Raw genomic sequence first — 17,896 nt, 5'->3', positions numbered from 1 at the left:
ATCCCTCCATACCTGCAAACCTCACGCCAATCATGTACAATGACAAAAGAACAATTGATTTACATGGAAGGGAGTATAGATTCATGACATCACAACAGGGTTCAGAATCCTCAGCGGCATCATCACAGCACGATAACGGGAAATTCAATCGTAGACCAATCACACCAGCGGCTGCGCAGCAGAAAATTGCTGCTTATGTACAGCCTGCTACACTAGAAGAAGTGAAGCTACATGAGGCAGGAGGGCGATTTCTAGCACAGTCGGTTACCGCGCCACATCCGTATCCGCATTTTCGGCGGTCAGGTATGGATGGGTATGCGCTGCAAGCGGCTGATCTGGCGCAAGCGTCCAGTGACCATATCGTCTGGCTGGAAGTGATCGATAATATTCCCTGTGGCTATACACCATCACATGAAATTACATCAGGCTATGCGGCTCGAATTATGACGGGCGCGATGGTGCCCGATGGTGCGGATGTTGTCGTGATGCTGGAAATGACGGAGCTGCGTACAGAACATGGGCGCACATGGGTCGGTATCAAGCGTCAGGTAGAGCAGGGGAAAAATATTACACCGATCGGACTTGAGGTACAGGAAGGCGATCTGCTATTGCAACAGGGAGCACAGATTGGAGCGGGCGAAATCAGTGTGCTGGCTACATTTGGTGTACATACGGTGCCAGTGTATCGCAAACCGCGTGTGGCAATATTTTCAACAGGGACGGAGCTGCTTGGTGTCGAAGAGCCGATTGCACCGGGTAAAATTCGCAATAGCAACTCGCTGATGCTCGCCCAGCAGATTGCAGCAGCCGGTGGCGAGCCGATACTGCTTGGAGCGATTGAAGACAAGCTGGAGCTAGCACGAACGATGATGATGAATGCGCTGGAGCATTATGATCTGGTCGTATCCAGCGGCGGTGTATCGGTTGGCGACTATGATATTATGGGTGATCTTGTACGCAGTGGTGAAGTGGAGATGCTGTTTAACAAAATTTCGATGCGTCCAGGCAGTGTAACGACGGGAGCGGTAAAGGATGGTAAGCTGCTATTTGCGTTATCCGGTAATCCGGGTGCCTGCTTTGTTGGCTGTGAATTGCTTGTGCGTCCAACGATTCGGCAGATGATGGGTTCGCAGCATGATTATTTACCACAGTGGCAGGCAGAGCTTGGACGCGAATATGTAAAAATCAATAGCTTTACTCGCTATGTACGTGGTCGTTTGGAGATGGAAAATGGTCGCCTGATAGCTTATCCTGCCTTATTGGACGAATCGAATGTGATGGTAACGATTAAAGATAGCGATTGCTTGATCGTTATTCCGCCAACAAGTGAGCCGCTTGCAGCCGGAACGATCGTGCAGATACTGAGGTTGATGGATCGATGAATGATCATACGGGACAGACTCCGATGCCAAACGATCACAGACCTCCCATCATACAGATCGTAGGTTACAAAAATTCCGGCAAAACGACGCTCGTTACATCTTTGCTGCGTTTACTTGTACAGCATGGGCTGCGAGTAGCAGTGATCAAGCATGATGCGCATCAATTTCAAATGGATCATCCGGGTACAGACACGTATGCTCATACGGAAGCGGGTGCGGCTGCAATCGCGATCACATCACCTCGTCGAACAGCGATTATTCGCGAACAGTCTGCTTCATTGGAACAGCTGATCGATGAGCTGGTGGAGAGCACACTGGATCGTTATGATCTGATTCTTGTCGAAGGATTTAAACGTGAGAACTATCCTAAGGTAGCGCTGATAGCAGATGAAAAGGGACTGGAGCTTTTAAGTGAACTAACTTCTATTCACTGGATGTACACGCGTCTTGCTTCAGCACACGTTACAAAATATGTTGAACAGAAAGATCATTTAAATTTGAAAGACATACCTATTATTCCAGCCGGAAAAGATGGTATTATGGATATGTTCATTGCATTACATGCTTACATACAGTCCTCTACGTCATGAATAAGCCGTATTCCAATGCGGTTTACAAGCAGCAATGTCCATTCCACTTATAGAAAAAGGAGAGAGAACGAATGAAGGTAACCTTAATTGCTGGAAGTACACGTCCTGATGCATCGACAACGAAGCTATGCCAATATATTGCCCGCCTGCTGAATGAAAAAGGACACGAAACCGAAGTGTTCAACTTGCAGGAGCATATTTTGCCACTATATGGTCCAGGGGAAGCGTATGGTCATGAAGAAGTACAAAAGCTATCCGCAGCTGCCAAAAGTGCAGATGCACTTGTACTGGCGACTCCTGAATATCATGGCTCACTATCTGGCGTACTGAAAAATGCACTCGATTTCCTGAACAGCGACTACTTCAACAATAAAGCAGTACTGTCTGCCAACTCGGCTGGCGGTGTAGTAGGTACAGCTTCCTTACTGCATTTGCAAACGATTGTGCGCAACTTGCACGGTATCAATTGCCCGGAATGGATTTCGATCGGTGGCACTCAGCGTGAATTTGATGCAGAGGGCGCTCCGGTGGATGAAGGCGCAGAACTGCGCATTCGTACAGCAGTCGCTTCCTTCGCTGATCTGGCGGAAAAGCTGAACAAAGTATTTTAAAAAATTGCATGATGCTTGAACAAGTGTAGATGTGTTAGTCACACTTCTGGAACAAGATGAATTGGGAATAGGAATAGGATTGGTCTTGAACAGGGTTGAATAGAATAGCAACGATAAAAAAACCGCCGCTTTGATTCCGAAAGCGGCGGTTTTTAACTTTTCTTAGGAACAACAATTCCTTTTTATAACAGGAGTAACTGGTTAGATACAATTGCGTATCATATCTACCTCCATGTACATCCTGCATTAGAGGAGGATAGCAACTGGGATATAGCGAGCATACATAGTATAGAAGTTGATACATCGTGTCCTGCTATAGTTTTGCTCGATGTGTGTGTGGTAAGTATGCTACCATTGATTGTCTCATACTTATGCTGGACGTTTATTTTGCTATAACTGATCTAAAAGCACTAAAAGCACTAAAAGCACTAAAAGCACTAAAAGCACTAAAAGCATGTGTATCTCCTTCGTGCTTTCGTGCCACACGCTCGATTATTCCAGTGCCCTTTATAGTTCGTCCTTACGGCGTTCAATCGCCTCAGACATCGTTTTATCCGTCAGATGCGCATAAATCTCGGTCGTTTCCGTTGAAGCGTGTCCAAGCTGTTCTTTTGTTTTATAAATATCATTTTGCAAATAATAGTCGGTCGCAAAAGAATGTCTAAGTTTGTGCACGGTCAAATACGGTTTACCGAACGACTTGGCATATTTGATAATCATCGCTTGAATAGCACGTTTGGTCATACGTTTGCCTGATGATTGTCCGTTCGGTTTGGCGACGAACAGTGCTGATTCATTACGCGGTGTACGATAACGCGTGTCGCGTAGCTGCAAATAGACGATCAGTTCATCACGTGCCTGTTCGCGGAAGTAAACGGGGGTTTTGAACGTTTCATCGTTATTGCCTTTCCGGGAAACGTAGAGCATTTTCTGATTGATATCCAGATCATTCAAGTTCAGATTAACGACCTCGGATACACGCAGCCCTGAATTTAGAATCAGACTGGCAATACATGCATCGCGTTCACGGTTAAGCTCATACGAATATAACGCTTGCTTATTGCCGGCAATCGTCTCGCGATGACCTTCCAAAATATAACCGACAAACTCCAGCAGCTCCTCATCCTCCAAAATTTTGCCCTTGAGCTTGGCGGCGGTATCCTTCGGTTTGTGCAGTCGTTTCACTTCGATCTTCGCCATAATATTACGTTTGAGTAGTGGGTAGAAATCATCGTCTTCAGCAATCTGGCTTAAATAGTGGAACAAGGAACGGAGTGAGGATAGCTTGCGTGATACCGTAACACGGGTATTGGCGCCTTCCGCACGTGTCGTTAAATAAAGCCGATAGGCGGTGACATCTTCCATCCGTAGCGTTTCCAGCTCCAGTAGTGCAATATCCCCGATCTGATCAGCAGTCGATAAACCTTCAGCGATCATCCAGCTGAAAAATGATTCATAATCCCGTATGTATTCCAGCAACGTGGACGGCGATAAATCAGGTAGTTTATAGTTAATAAATTGCTCTACATACCAGGGCATGGAGGGCAGCTTGTCATCCAGCTTACGTCGATCCTGTATTTTCTGTATCGTCATGTCGTGAACTCACCTCGTGCTCCGATTGTATCATAAAATACGCATATGATTTGCGTCGCTCTGTAAATAGGGTATATAGTGATAGGAAGGCAGAACATCCATTCTGGATACTGCCGTCTGCTCCATTTACAGGTAATGTATTTTTCGACATCGGAGGGACAGGTATGGCGCTGGCGTTAGAGTTAGTTCCGCGTAGTAAAAAGCGGATCATTCGCGAAATGATGCAATTTTACTTGTATGATTTTACATATTATTTGAATATCGAGTTAACCGATAAGGGACGTTTTCCCGAATATCCGGATCTGGACGAGTTTTGGAGTCGACCAGGGCGTAAATTCCCTTACTTGATCTATTCGGGTTTCCATATTGCCGGCTTTGCACTGGTCGATCGGCTGGATAATGGGGAAGCGGATTATTATATGACCGAGTTTTTTATCCTGCATAAATACAGGCGGTCGGGTGTTGGCACATGGGCAGCATGCGAGCTATTCAGACGTTATCCAGGCCGCTGGAAAGTAACACAGGTGAGTAACAATCTGGCAGCACAGACATTCTGGCGTCGTATTATCGGCGAGTATACCGAAGAGCAATATGTGGAAAAGCTAGAGCCAGATCATGGTGGACCAAGCCAGTATTTTAATTCGTTTCGGCAGCTAGTATAAGGCCAATTGGTGTGATGTATGGATACGGAAATATGCTGTCGCGAGTTCATATTCGTATGAATAGGATGGATGAATAGAGGAAAATAAAGTCGCCTGCTTAACACGTAGGGCTTGCTGTGTAAATAACATCATGATTGAAACCGCAAACAGGACATAACCTGCAAAGGAGACTTACACATTATGTACTTACCAACGTTTTCGTTATCCAATAAAAAAGCAATTATTACAGGTGCCGGCAAAGGGATCGGGCAAGCACTGGCGATCGGGCTTGCGCAGGCAGGTGCTGATGTAGGCTTAATCTCGCGTACAGGCTCGGATCTGGAATTGACCAAACAGCTCATTGAAAAGCATAGCAGTCGTCAGGCGATCTGCCTCGTAGCAGATGTGACCGATCGACAGCAGATGAAAGAAGCATTTGAACGGTTTGAGCTATCTTTTGGCATACCGGATATTCTGGTCAACAATGCAGGTATGAACATTCGCAGCCGCGCACTGGATGTGACGGATATGGAATGGGACATGATCGTCAAAACGAACCTGCATTCCGCACTGATCGCCTCTCAGTTAGCCGCCGAAGGCATGAAAAATAATGGCGGCGGTCGGATTATCAACATCGCTTCGGTTGCCGGACATCTAGCGATGCGTACAGGTGTAGCTTACGGTGCAACGAAAGCGGCATTGATTCAAATGACCAAAATTTTGGCATTGGAGTGGGCAGATTATGGTATTCAGGTGAACGGTGTTGGCCCGTGGTATTTCCGCACACCGCTGACTGAATCTGTACTTGCAGATGAACAATATATGCAAGATATTTTAAACCGTACCCCACTCAAACGGATCGGCGCGATGGAGGAATTAGTTGGCCCTGTCGTATTCCTATCCTCTGATGCCGCAGGTTATATGACCGGGCAAACGCTGATGGTTGATGGTGGCATGTCGATTTTTGGATTTTAAATGAGCAATTACAATGATACGAAAGCTAGATAAGATCGTATCAACAAGTAAATAGGCGTAACCCAACATTTGTAACTAAACATTCGTAACCCAATATAAATCAACGAAAGTACAGTTCTTGTAAGGAGAACTGTGCTTTTTTGGTACGTTTTCTGCATCGAATAAGAGTTTGTAGGCAAACTCGTATACATATTAGCCGGAGTAGTTTCTGCCCCAGTCTAGCAAAAGGTTTTCGTTTTCGTACACATGCCACCTAAAAGTATGAACTATTTTTAACAAAGTTGCGTTTTTATGTATAAGGAGTGCTTTTGTAACGCTCAATTCATTTGATGCAGAGAATATAGAAAAAAAATGTAGAAACAAGAAGTAAAGATAGGTACGATTAGCAAAATCGCTACGATTTATATTATATAGACACTATAATAGTTTTTTACTAATTAATTGTTGACAATATATCTGAGTATGATATGATTAATGCAAACAAATATTACGTATGCAAACTATGAATTGCACCAAGCAAAGGGTGAGAATAGTGGAAGAAAAGAAAACACTGGCATTGGAAGAACATCTCTGTTTCTCTTTATATGCAGGCTCGCGTGCAATTACACGCATGTACTGGCCGATGCTGGAGGAAATGGGGATTACGTATCCTCAATATTTGGCACTAGTTGTATTATGGGATAAGAAAGAATGCACAATTAAAGAACTGGGTAAAGAAATTTATCTGGATTCAGGTACGATGACTTCGATGCTCAAACGGATGGAGGAATCCGGCTTGATCAAACGCCAGCGCTCACTTGAGGATGAACGTGTCGTTAAGATCCGTATTACGGAGCAAGGTCTATCTCTGCAAGAGCAATCAGCTTGTATTCCGCAATCGCTATTGCAGTCAACCGGGTTGAGCCATGAAGAACTAGAACAGCTTAATCGCCAAATTCGTCAAATCATTAGCAAAATTAAAAGTTAATTATACGTTCAAAATGCGTTTAACATGGAAAATGGTTCATTTGCCTACTAGTAGTATGTATGATCTTTATGTAGATAGGATAACGATATATTGTATAAAGTAAGGTTACAGGAAAAGTTCCTGTAACCTTACTTCCCCTCATGAATTTTGTATGCAAGTTTATCATTCCATCTCTAAATGAGGGCAATAAATTTTAGAAAACTATCTTCGATACTATATGTAATACATCGGCTTTCAAAAGCAGGCTAGTGACCATAGTATACTAATGATCATTATGTTCATTACAACTGTGACTGTACCTTTGCTCCTATCAAGTCGTATTTTATATTTGCATTTGCTTGTCCTAGATTGGATGTGTGTTCAGGTAGGTATGCTCTGGCAAGCATGCTGCCTTTCATATAGATGCAATGCTGTTGCTTGACGGTTGTGTCCGGTCGGATTGCGAACTGATATCGTTCGACAGATGCCTGTACATCAATTGCTATGCTGTTGCTATGATGCTATATACACGTACACAGGCGTATTCGACCTTTAATTTTGTTCTGGTGAATCGTTCAGATTTGCCTTTCTATATGATGTTTTATATGGAAAAGCGCTTATTCCTCCAGGGAATAGGCGCTTTTGTACATAAAAACGGTATCGATGTGTACGTGTACAGATCCATATTACGTGGTATGATATTTTACAGTTACAAGCAAGTTTAGAGAGATATGGCGAAAGTAGCGTATACATAACGAAGGAGGGATTCATATGGGTTCGCGCCTGATGCATTACTGTATTGCTGCATTAATCGAAAGTCGGCTGGGCTGGCATAGTCCAGAATTTATGCTGGGTAATCTCGCGCCGGATGTTGCAGAATATGGAGTTCGTGATCAGAACAAACGACAATCACACTTTATACGTCTCGATTCGGCAGGTGAAGGTTTTTTTGATTTGGAGCGCTTTGCTGCGCGTTATTTACGAGAGCAGCGTTCATTATTTCATATCGGTTATTATTTTCATCTGTTATCGGATGATCTGTGGATTAAGCGCATCTATATTCCTACCATTCATCACCTACCGCAAGATGAACGTCTGGAGGCAAAGGAACGTTACCAGCGTGATCTGAGCAAACTGGGCGGAAGGCTGATGAAGTATTACCATTTGCAATATACGGATCTGGAACATGAAGTGATGCTCATGCCTGAAGCAGATCTTGCTTTATTGCCTCAATTGGTAGAAGAGCTTAAGAATGACATTGCCTCGATTCCACAGGATAGTGAACCTGCACCGCTGGAAATACTAGAATGGGAAGCTGTTGTCGCAGCGCTGGAATATACGGTGAATTCCTGTCTCAGTCAGCTTCGGATGTGGGAAGAAGCGGATCGTATGCTGATTCGGCATGGGTATAGGTTGACGCTGGAAGGCAATCTTTAATCGTCGTATGTAGCATGAATGGAAGCAGGATAGCGTTGTATACAGGATCATAACCAGAATAAAAAAAAATATACTAACTCACTAAGGTATATACTATTTAAGTAGGACGTTGATGCGGAAGTTTAATTTAGCTGTTCAAGTAGCTGTTCAATGTGAATGGAGACTGTTTAATAGGTACGTGGTCATAGCCTGTAGGCTATGGCCTTTTGTTATTTAGTGGGAATATTGCGTATTTTGTAGCTGGTAAACTGCATATTTGACATATTCGTTGCGCTGGATATGCCATATTTACGCGGACTTGTGACTATGGGTACAATAGGAAGCAGGTGTAGAGCATGCACAACCATAATAAGGTGGGGGCGTAGGGGATGAATAACATGACGACATATGGTTTGGATAGGAACCGTATTATAGAGCGATTAGAATGGAAGCGTAAGCAGGCGGCACAGCGAGAACAGCAATTGTTCACGGTACTGGATCAAAGCTCAAATGTAGCGGAACGTGAACTGCTGGAATATTTATATGCGTATATGCCGCTGCATGATCTGGCCGATTATGATGGCGAATATTTTGCCGCTCATGTGCGTCATGTGTTAGCCACCCGCAAGCAGATGCCCTGGGGAGAGAAGATTCCGAATGAATTATTTCTTCAGTATGTATTGCCTTATCGGGTAAATAATGAAAATATCGATGACAGCAGACGTGTCATTCATGATCTGCTCGTGGATCGTGTACATACACTATCGATGGTGGAAGCGATCATTGAAACGAATTACTGGTGTCATGAGCATGCTACATATACCGGTACTGATATTCGCACGGTATCGCCACTGACGATCATGCGCACCGCATTAGGTCGCTGCGGGGAGCAATCGACCTTTACAGTGACTGCACTGCGCAGTATCGGTATTCCAGCGCGTCAATGCTATACACCGCGCTGGGCGCATTGCGATTCCAATCATGCCTGGGTCGAAGCGTGGGCAGAGGGGCAATGGCATTACCTCGGTGCGTGTGAGCCGGAGCCTGTACTGAATGAAGGCTGGTTCCGCTTGCCTGCCAAACGAGCAATGCTTGTCCATACTCGCGTACCTGCCGACTATATCGGTTCCGAAGAAATCTGTTCTATTCATCCGTGGTATACCGAAATTAATGTGCTGGATCATTATGCAGCTACCAAGCCGCTTCATATTCAAACGGTCGATGAAGCAGGACAGCCCTGTGTGGCAGAGGTACAATTTCAGCAATATAATGCGGCGGAGTTTTACCCGCTGGCGATACTGCAAACAGACGATGATGGAACTGTGGCATTAACTACAGGCTATGGCGATCTACTCATTCATGCACGTACACTGGATGGTGAACTCGTTGGCGAGAGCTTTGTTACGTCACAGCAAACGTCAGCTACGCTACGATTAAAGCCGATCGTGGACATACATGCTGCTGCACCTGTAGAAATGGACGAACGTACACCAGCGCTGCAATCAGGGGATCATACGTATACAATCGATTGGAACGTACAGCCGCCGCCTGCACCGGTTCCTGAGCCTGGTCCGGAAGTGAGTGAAGCCGATCGTCAATTGCAGGAGCAGCGTGTACATGAAGGGACAGCGCTTCGCACAGCGTATGAGCATACGTTTCTAACTGCCGAGGAAATAGAGCAGTATGCGATACACTGGTCGTTACCTAGCGAGCGTCTATCGACGGTGTTTCATACGGCACGTGGGAATGGGCGAGAACTCGTTGCTTTTTTCGAGCAGACCGAATCCGGGCAGCGTGAACTCGCGCTACAATTGCTGGAATCGATGCGTCAAAAGGATTGGCAGGATACGGATCGTGTGACACTGGCGGATCATTTGCAAGGTGTGCTGCCTTATATATCGCAACAGAGAGCCGAGTCAGCGCAGCAGCATACATGGTTTCAGCGGTATGTACTTTGTCCGCGTATTCATATCGAAATGATCGCACCGTATCGACAGTATTTATCCAGTCGCTGGGATGAAGCCTTACAGCAGCAATTCCGTAACGATCCACAACAGTTAGCTGCGCAAATCCAGCGCGAAGTCAACTTAGTAAATGATGTGGATCGGTATAGCGGTATGGCGACACCTGCTGGTGCACATCGACTGGGTGTTGCCGACTCGTTAAGCCGAGCGATTGTATTTGTTGCAGCGGCGCGTACGCTCGGTATAGCTGCGAGATTGGAGCCGCTGCATTTATTACCACAGTACTGGCAGGAAGATAGCTGGCACGATGCTTGTTTTACAGATGAGCTATCCCGACATTCTAGCCGTGGTGTGGGGGAAGATGCAGCCAATGAATTACCGGTTGATATCGAAGCTGCCCGGCAGAAAACTGATCATCCACTGACAATCACAGCGCATGAGGCGGTAGCCAGTAATAGAGGTTATATCGAAATCGAAGTGGATCAACAAGTAGAGCAAATGGAAAGTGAACGTACTGTGTCGCCGCCTGCCTATTATCAGGATTTTACGATCGCACTGCTGAACAATGGAGTATATGAAACATTGCAGTTTTCGTATGGAGATTCGACGATTACTGGACATCTGCATGAAGTATTGCCAGGCAGCTATCGTCTGACCACCGGAACGAGATTGCGCGATGGTAGTGTGCTGGGCCGCTTTACTTTTTTCCAGGTAGAGTCGGGACAGAAAGTATCGGTTAAGCTGGAACGGCGACAGGCGAAGGAGAATGTCCCCGTACTGGCACATACGTTGCCAGCCGCCATGCAAGCGAAATTGTTGGAAAATGAGCGTGATTATAAAGGGAATCATGATGTCGATTCCGCACAATCTGCCTATGCTACCGTTATCGCATGGTTGGAGCCAGAACGCGAGCCGACGAAACATGTATTACGGGAATTTGCCGAATTAGAGCAGCAATTTAGCGAACGTCATGAACGTATACTATTGTTGCTTCAAGAGCAAGCGGAGCAACAGATGCTGGAGCAAAACATTTTGCCGCCGCAGGCAGTTATTAGTTATGACGATCAATTGAGCGCATTACATGAGCTGGATGGGACACTGGAGCACGTGCTCGGTGACCAGCGACCTGTTGTGCTCGTAATCGATACACAGGGACGCATTCGCTTTGCCGTGCAGGGCTATAAGCCCGGAACAGCCACTGATCTGCTTCAGGTGCTGGATCAATTGCTGCTAGAACGATAGGATGGATGGAATCCATACAATATTTATCAACCGCGATAGGTATATCCTTTACAAGTCTACTCGATACATGCACTAAAATGAGTAGGATAAAATGTACAATAAACGTAGACGATAAGTCTAGCCTGTATACGTCAATCTTATGGACGCGCTAAAATGAGTGAGACAACAGACAACAGACAACAGACAACAGACAACAGACAACAGACAACAGACAACAGACAACATGCAAAATAAGCGAGGAGTCAAACATAAACAAAGCGAGAGCCGGTAGGACGGACTCTCGCTTTGTTATGATATATAGGATGCTGAAATATAGGGTTAGGAAGTATAAGGCTAAGAAGTAAAGTTGAAGGAATGATATAAGGTTGCGGTTACGTCTTGTGGCAGTTTAGTGCTGAGTATGCGTTTGACGTTGGCTTTGTTGATAATGCGCTCGATCAAGTCGCTAATAAAACCGTCTACATAAAATAAACAGACGCTACGTCTGTGATCATATATTCATCTGACGCCGCTGCTCATTTTACACATAGAAAGGCAATACTAATCGATTTCCTATCTTTCCATTAACGTAATGCACACGAGTTGGAAGCCTGGCTGGCAGGAACTTCAAGCCCGCGCAAATCGCGAATTTTCACATTATTGCTGTACGTCATCGAATCACTACGCAGTTTAAACGAGGTGAAATTCACTTCTGCATCCAGTGACATCGAATCTTCAAAATAAATCTGATGCTGACGATCAATCAAGATCGGTACAGAGTTAGTTTCAATCACTTCATCATTAGCATCCTGACGATCGACGATAAGTAATACCGGAATACCATCACAACCACAACCTTCACCGGTATCATACAGCAGCTTGTACATGCCTTCTTTACCTGCCAGATTGTCTCTCAATTTACGGTCAGCCAGCTCAGTCACTTGAATTCTCATCGATCTCACCTGTCCTTTATAAAATAGTATACAATCTTATTAACCAATTGATGTGGGTGTAAGAAACGAATCGTAGCATTTACCTTAATTTATATCGTCTACCTTACGCCTATATTCATCTTATGTATTTATCATATCACAAAATTAAGTTGTATACAATATTTATGTTTGCAGTGTGATTGGTTTGTGTATATTTATATTTGTGTACATTTACAAATGTACACATGCCGGTGTTTATCATGCCAGTGTTGATACAGTTATAAAGTGATCAATCATACAGCTATATTCAGCTGTTCAAGTTTACAGTCGTTCCCATGCCTGGAGTGGCAGAAGCGACCACGTTCCTATGTTCTCTGTCTGGAGTAGCATAAGCAACCACGTTTCTATGTTCTCTGCCTGAAGTGGTAGAAGCGACCGCGCTCCTTATGTTCTCTGCTTGGAGTGGCAGAAGTAATCGCGCTTATGCTGTTCTCTACCTAAGCGCCTATCATATGACCAGTACAACGAAATAAAACAGACGCTACAATCGCCCGCATGCTACAATATGCATTAGATAACATAAGCACCATGATACTGACAGAACTAGCTGACTATGGATAAACGCTCTTCCAATACGGTAAGGGCATGGATCAGCAGGTCTGCTGATGTGTAAAAGCGGCGGCAGGAGGAAAAGAGATATGTTGACACAGGATTATATTAAAGGTTATTTACAGGGCATTGCTCAGATGAATATGCAGGCGAATTGCTCGCTTGATTATGATCTGGATGAAATTCCGGCTACAGGGACACTGGTGGAAAGCGTATGTACGTATATGCAACTGAGTCCGACACAGGTGAGTCTGGATCGTTTGACGACCTGGGAAGAGACATTACTGGAGCTGCTACCGCGCTGGTTTTTTTATCAGTTATACGATGAACGTCAACACCAGGTAGATCGTAGCATGATCGGCTATGATCAGGAGCAGGCAAGTCGTCAGTTTATACATATATTGAAAGAATGGCTGAGTCGAGAAGGCAGTATGACGACAGCTTTTCGTGTCGATAGTAAGCCGGATTCGTTTTATGAATTGGAATGGGACGACTTTTTATTTTTTACAAATGGTAAGCTGTACTTTTTGCATTTTGGTCGGAGTGATTAGAGGGGTTCGACTTTTGGCATATAAAATTTAATATGTAATACAATACAATGAAATGGAACAGGCATATCCGGTTACGATGCGGGTATGCCTATTTGTATGGAAATTGAACCAATAGTAGATTGTATGGATAGGAGATTGTATGGTGTATACTACCGAATGAGCAATTGCTTTGTCACATAATTGACATCCCTATTCATAATCGTTCAAAAGATTGTTGATCATAATCGTTGTGACATTGGACAAATTGAGCTAAAATATATATCACTGTGCGTAACCTATTTTGTCTGTATCCAAGTGGAGGGAAACAGATCAGGATAATCGCTATGCTTTTTTGTAGCTTTGCACGTTGCTGCGTCTTCGCGGTAAAGGGACATTTTATTATCAATCATGCAGAAGCAGGATTTATCGGAGGTTTGTTTTTTGGAGAAAAAAGTACCTTTTTCATTCATTATCGTTATTGGATTAATGCTGTTTGCGCTCTTTTTTGGAGCAGGGAATCTGATCTTCCCAACATTGCTTGGACAATCATCAGGCACGAACTTCTGGGCGGCGAACATCGGCTTTCTTATTACCGGTGTCGGCTTGCCAACACTTGGCGTTATTGCGCTTGGTGTATCGGGCAAAGAAGATCTACAGTCGCTTTCCAGCCGGGTGCACCCGGTATTCGGCGTTGTGTTCACAACGGTGCTTTATCTGGCAATTGGACCGCTATTTGCGATTCCGAGAACAGGCAATGTATCGTTTGAAATAGGCGTGAAGCCATTTCTCGATGGCGGTTCGCATCTGTTGATATCGATTCTATTTTCGATTGTGTTCTTTTCGATCACTTGCTTTTTCTCGCTTAATCCAGCACGTATTGTCGATCTGGTCGGCAAAGTGTTAACGCCGATTAAACTGAGCTTTATTAGCATTCTGATTATCGCGGGTCTATTGTATCCAATCGGTGCTTTGCAGCCGCCGACAGCGAAGTATGCAAGTCATGCGCTGTTCCAGGGTTTTCAGGAAGGCTATCTGACGATGGATGCACTGGCATCATTTGTGTTCGGTATTATCGTCATTCAAGCGATTCGTTCGCGTGGGGCAACGAGTCGTAAGCAGGTCGTTACCGTATCGATCAAAGCGGCTGGTATTGCAGCGATTATCCTGTCCGTGCTCTACGTATCGCTCTCATACATTAGCGCATCCAGTGTAACCGCATTTGGTTATTTGGAAAATGGCGGTCAGATTCTGGCGCGTATGTCGAGTTACTATTTTGGCACATCCGGCGGTGTATTCCTCGGACTGATGATCACGATCGCCTGCCTAACAACGAGCATCGGTCTGATCACATCATGCGCCAGCTATTTCCACAAGCTGCTGCCGCGTCTGTCGTACAAAAAGCTCGTTGTGAGCATGTGTATATTCAGTGCGATTATCGCAAATATCGGTCTGAATGAATTAATTCAGATTTCTGTACCGGTACTGAAAATTATTTATCCGCTGGCAATTGTGCTGATGATCCTTACATTTTGTCATCATCTATTCAAAGGCAATCGTCTCGTATATCAGGGCAGCATGTTACTCGTATTTCTCGTTAGCATTCCGGATGGGTTGCGCGAAACGAAGCTGCATCTGAGCTGGCTGGATACATTTATGACGGGATATATTCCGATGTATAGTATCGGTCTAGGCTGGGTATTGCCTGCTGTGATTGGTGCTGTGGGCGGTTATGTGATCAGTATGGCGCGCAGTCATGCAAGTGCAGCTGATCAGCGTCATTGATTAAGAACGTGTGTCATTGATTGAGAACATGTAAGATGTTCTAAATGAATATGGGTGTAAAAAACGGGTTCTTTAGGGAACCCGTCTTTTTGATGTAGGCTCATTTGTAGATGTAGATGTAGATGTAAGAGAGCTTGCCTATGGCGAGCTGGTCGAAGTGGTGGTGCAGGGCATTCAGCAGAAGCGTCACTTTTCGCTTATTTTACCGACGGATATCGTTCCGATGCAAGTGTTAGATGCATTTATAGATACGTTATTTGTGCGTAAAATAGAAAAGTAGTAACAAGTCATAAACAGATGTGCCGCAAATGGCTGTAAATAGGGTAATACATATACAGCGTGATAGCTCTGAGTCTGTGATTTGGCTCAAATCCATCTATCCACGGAGGCCCTTATGGAACAGCGTAAATACGGCAATACCGACATGAAAGTTAGCATTCTTGGTTTTGGCGGTTCAGAGATTGGCAGTGGGGTTTCGCAGGAAGAAGTGAACCAGTTGCTACATAGTGCACTGGATGCAGGCTTGAATGTGATTGATACGGCAGAATGTTATGGAGATAGTGAGGAGCTAATTGGCAACGCACTAGCAGATCGACGTGACGATTATTATTTGTTTACCAAATGCGGTCATGCTGCTGGTTTCGAAGCTCCAGACTGGGATAAAACGATGCTGGAACAGAGTATCGATCGTAGCTTGCGTCGTTTGCAAACCGATCATGTGGACGTGATTCACCTGCACAGCTGCTCAGAAGAAGTGCTACGCCGCGGAGATGTGATCGAAGTACTGCAACGTGCCAAGCAGCAGGGCAAAACACGTTATATTGGTTATAGCGGTGATAGTACAGATGCGCTATATGCAATCGAAACTGGTGTATTTGATAGTTTGGAAACGTCAGTTAATATTGCGGATCAGGAAGCGATCTCGCTCACGCTACCGAAGGCACTTGAGCGCGGAATGGGGATTGTAGCGAAACGCCCACTTGCCAATGCAGCATGGACGAAGGAAGAAGTGAAACCAGAAGATTATGAATATGTATATTGGAACCGCTTACGTGATCTGAACTATCCATTCCTGGAAGAGCAAGATGTGCAGACGAGTATCCAACAAGCGCTGCGTTTTACACTTAGCATTCCCGGGGTAGATACGATGATCGTTGGTACAACGCGTCCAACACGCTGGGCGGAAAATGCTGCACTGCTGGAAGATGGAGAATTGTCGAAAGAGGAGTTCGATCGTATTCGTCAGCGCTGGTTCCAGATTGCAGAAGCGGGTTGGGTGGGACAGGTGTAATCCTTGATTATACAAGTTCATAGGCTATACCAATGCGTATATCGCTTACAAGCCGCAGATAATGGTGTGATCATTGTCTGTGGTTTGTTTTTTGTAGTCGTGATTTGTTATTCATCACAACATTTTCGTAAAGTTTTACGCGCAAAAAAGTATTGCTAAATGAAAATCAATATGTTACTGTATGTCTGTAACCGGTTACACATTGAGGTGAAAAACTATTGACAACGATAAAAGATGTAGCAAAGCATGCTGGAGTATCGGTTGCGACCGTATCCCGCGTCATTAACGCAATAGGATATGTACATGAAGATACACGCCGCAAAGTAGAAGATGCGGTGCGTGAATTGAATTATACGCCCAATGAAGTGGCACGCTCCCTATACAAGCGCAAATCGCGTTTGATCGGACTATTGCTGCCAGACATTACGAATCCATATTTTCCGCAACTCGCACGCGGTGTAGAAGATCGAATGCAGGAGAGCGGATTTCGGCTCATTTTCGGCAATAGCGATGAAAGCAAAGAGAAGGAAAAGGATTATATCCAGACTTTTATCCAGAACAATGTCGTAGGCTTGATCAGTTCAACGAATGATCCGGATAGCTCCGCCTATGCAAGTTTGAACTTGCCGGTCGTATTTTTAGACCGAATTGCCAGTGATCGCCCATCCGTCTATGCAGATGGACGCGAAGGCGGACGCCTTGCTGCTGAGGCACTGGTGGAACGCGGCAGTAAACGCATTACCATTTTGCAAGGACCAGAGCATATCCGGACAGCACAGGATCGCTTTCGCGGAGCCGCCGAACTACTCGAAGGAAAAGCGATCGATTATCATATTGTGCATACAGCATCATTCGCTTTTGCCGATGCAGAGAAATGGGCACGCCAGTTATTCAAGCAGCATCCAGACACAGACGGCGTTATAGCGAGCAACGATATTGTGGCTACCGCTGTACTGCATGAAGCGCTGCGCCTCGGGAAAAAAGTACCGCATGACGTGCAAATTGTCGGCTTTGACGATATCCCGCTGAGCAGCTTGCTATCGCCAGCATTATCGACGATTCGCCAGCCCGCTTACGATATGGGACGCGCAGCAGCTGAGCTGCTAATCGCTTTCGTCGAAGGCACCCCTGTCGTAAATCGCACGATCCAAATGCCGGTTGCGTTTGTGGAGCGAGATACGACGCGGAAGATGCTTTAAATGAATTTGAATAACTTTGAATGAATCGAACGCTTGTCCGCCGCTCGTTTACTCGTTTATAGGAAAACATCAATGTAGACGAGCAAGGAGTGGGAATGGATGAGATCGTGATAGATAAAAAACGAATGACGCAAATGTGTATTCAACTATTAGCTTGAGAATTTACGATACACGGTATAAAAAGCTAGAATTAACACCATAATCGGCGTATTGA

14 protein-coding genes are annotated in these 17,896 nt (G+C 45.0%); 12 read left to right on the top strand and 2 right to left on the bottom strand.

All coding sequences use genetic code 11. From position 1 onward, the window contains the following. The first annotated feature begins 83 nt into the window (after nt 1-83). The 3 genes from AAHF22_RS06020 to AAHF22_RS06010 all read left to right on the top strand — a co-directional run bounded on the left by AAHF22_RS06020 (nt 84) and on the right by AAHF22_RS06010 (nt 2,583). Complete coding sequence (locus AAHF22_RS06020) at nt 84-1,382, top strand: molybdopterin molybdotransferase MoeA (RefSeq protein ID WP_347324052.1); 1,299 nt, start codon at nt 84-86, stop codon at nt 1,380-1,382. Further along, entirely contained in the window at nt 1,379-1,972 is a 594-nt protein-coding gene (gene mobB / locus AAHF22_RS06015; protein ID WP_347324051.1) for a molybdopterin-guanine dinucleotide biosynthesis protein B, read from the top strand. The genes AAHF22_RS06020 and mobB overlap by 4 nt, the downstream gene beginning before the upstream one ends. Nucleotides 1,973-2,043: 71 nt before the next feature. After that, nucleotides 2,044-2,583 carry an NADPH-dependent FMN reductase gene (locus AAHF22_RS06010; RefSeq protein WP_347324050.1) on the top strand — a complete coding sequence of 180 codons (540 nt, stop codon included), beginning with the start codon at nt 2,044-2,046 and terminating at the stop codon, nt 2,581-2,583. 507 nt (nt 2,584-3,090) lie between these two features. On the opposite strand, the gene xerS is transcribed toward AAHF22_RS06010, so the two are convergent. Beyond that, nucleotides 3,091-4,176, bottom strand: coding sequence for a tyrosine recombinase XerS (xerS, locus tag AAHF22_RS06005; RefSeq protein ID WP_347324049.1), 1,086 nt, complete (start codon nt 4,174-4,176; stop codon nt 3,091-3,093). Between the two features lie 164 nt (nt 4,177-4,340). Between xerS and AAHF22_RS06000 the strand changes: the two genes are divergently transcribed. From AAHF22_RS06000 to AAHF22_RS05980, 5 genes are all read left to right on the top strand, one after another. Then, on the top strand, nt 4,341-4,838 hold the full coding sequence (locus AAHF22_RS06000) for a GNAT family N-acetyltransferase (RefSeq protein ID WP_347324048.1): 498 nt from the start codon (nt 4,341-4,343) through the stop codon (nt 4,836-4,838). Nucleotides 4,839-5,018: 180 nt separating this feature from the next. Further along, nucleotides 5,019-5,792, top strand: coding sequence for an SDR family NAD(P)-dependent oxidoreductase (locus tag AAHF22_RS05995; protein ID WP_347324047.1), 774 nt, complete (start codon nt 5,019-5,021; stop codon nt 5,790-5,792). A 532-nt stretch (nt 5,793-6,324) separates the two neighbouring features. Then, on the top strand, nt 6,325-6,759 hold the full coding sequence (locus AAHF22_RS05990; protein WP_347324046.1) for a MarR family winged helix-turn-helix transcriptional regulator: 435 nt from the start codon (nt 6,325-6,327) through the stop codon (nt 6,757-6,759). 750 nt (nt 6,760-7,509) lie between these two features. Further along, on the top strand, nt 7,510-8,175 hold the full coding sequence (locus tag AAHF22_RS05985; protein WP_347324045.1) for a hypothetical protein: 666 nt from the start codon (nt 7,510-7,512) through the stop codon (nt 8,173-8,175). A 377-nt stretch (nt 8,176-8,552) separates the two neighbouring features. Continuing rightward, nucleotides 8,553-11,360 (top strand): transglutaminase-like domain-containing protein, encoded by a 2,808-nt coding sequence (locus AAHF22_RS05980; protein ID WP_347324044.1) that lies wholly within the window; start codon nt 8,553-8,555, stop codon nt 11,358-11,360. Between the two features lie 563 nt (nt 11,361-11,923). Here the strand turns inward: AAHF22_RS05980 and AAHF22_RS05975 are convergent. Beyond that, nucleotides 11,924-12,292, bottom strand: coding sequence for an iron-sulfur cluster biosynthesis family protein (locus AAHF22_RS05975; RefSeq protein ID WP_347324043.1), 369 nt, complete (start codon nt 12,290-12,292; stop codon nt 11,924-11,926). A gap of 677 nt (nt 12,293-12,969) precedes the next feature. On the opposite strand from AAHF22_RS05975, the gene AAHF22_RS05970 reads away from it, so the two are divergent. The 4 genes from AAHF22_RS05970 (at nt 12,970) to AAHF22_RS05955 (ending at nt 17,682) form a co-directional block, all read left to right on the top strand. Further along, nucleotides 12,970-13,431: a hypothetical protein gene (locus tag AAHF22_RS05970; protein WP_347324042.1), complete on the top strand. Its 462-nt coding sequence runs from the start codon at nt 12,970-12,972 to the stop codon at nt 13,429-13,431. Between the two features lie 420 nt (nt 13,432-13,851). Continuing rightward, nucleotides 13,852-15,192 carry a branched-chain amino acid transport system II carrier protein gene (gene brnQ / locus AAHF22_RS05965; protein ID WP_347324041.1) on the top strand — a complete coding sequence of 447 codons (1,341 nt, stop codon included), beginning with the start codon at nt 13,852-13,854 and terminating at the stop codon, nt 15,190-15,192. 394 nt (nt 15,193-15,586) lie between these two features. Further along, nucleotides 15,587-16,483, top strand: a complete 897-nt coding sequence (locus AAHF22_RS05960; protein ID WP_347324040.1) for an aldo/keto reductase — start codon at nt 15,587-15,589, stop codon at nt 16,481-16,483. Between the two features lie 218 nt (nt 16,484-16,701). Continuing rightward, a complete protein-coding gene (locus AAHF22_RS05955; protein ID WP_347324039.1) occupies nt 16,702-17,682 on the top strand; it encodes a LacI family DNA-binding transcriptional regulator in 981 nt (326 codons plus the stop codon). Nucleotides 17,683-17,896 lie beyond the last annotated feature (214 nt).

Origin of the sequence: Paenibacillus wenxiniae, from assembly GCF_039822605.1 — a bacterium.
Classification (GTDB): Bacteria; Bacillota; Bacilli; order Paenibacillales; family Paenibacillaceae; genus Saccharibacillus; species Saccharibacillus wenxiniae.
Note: the sequence above shows the minus strand (reverse complement) of the source record. Positions and strands in the feature narration are given on the sequence as shown.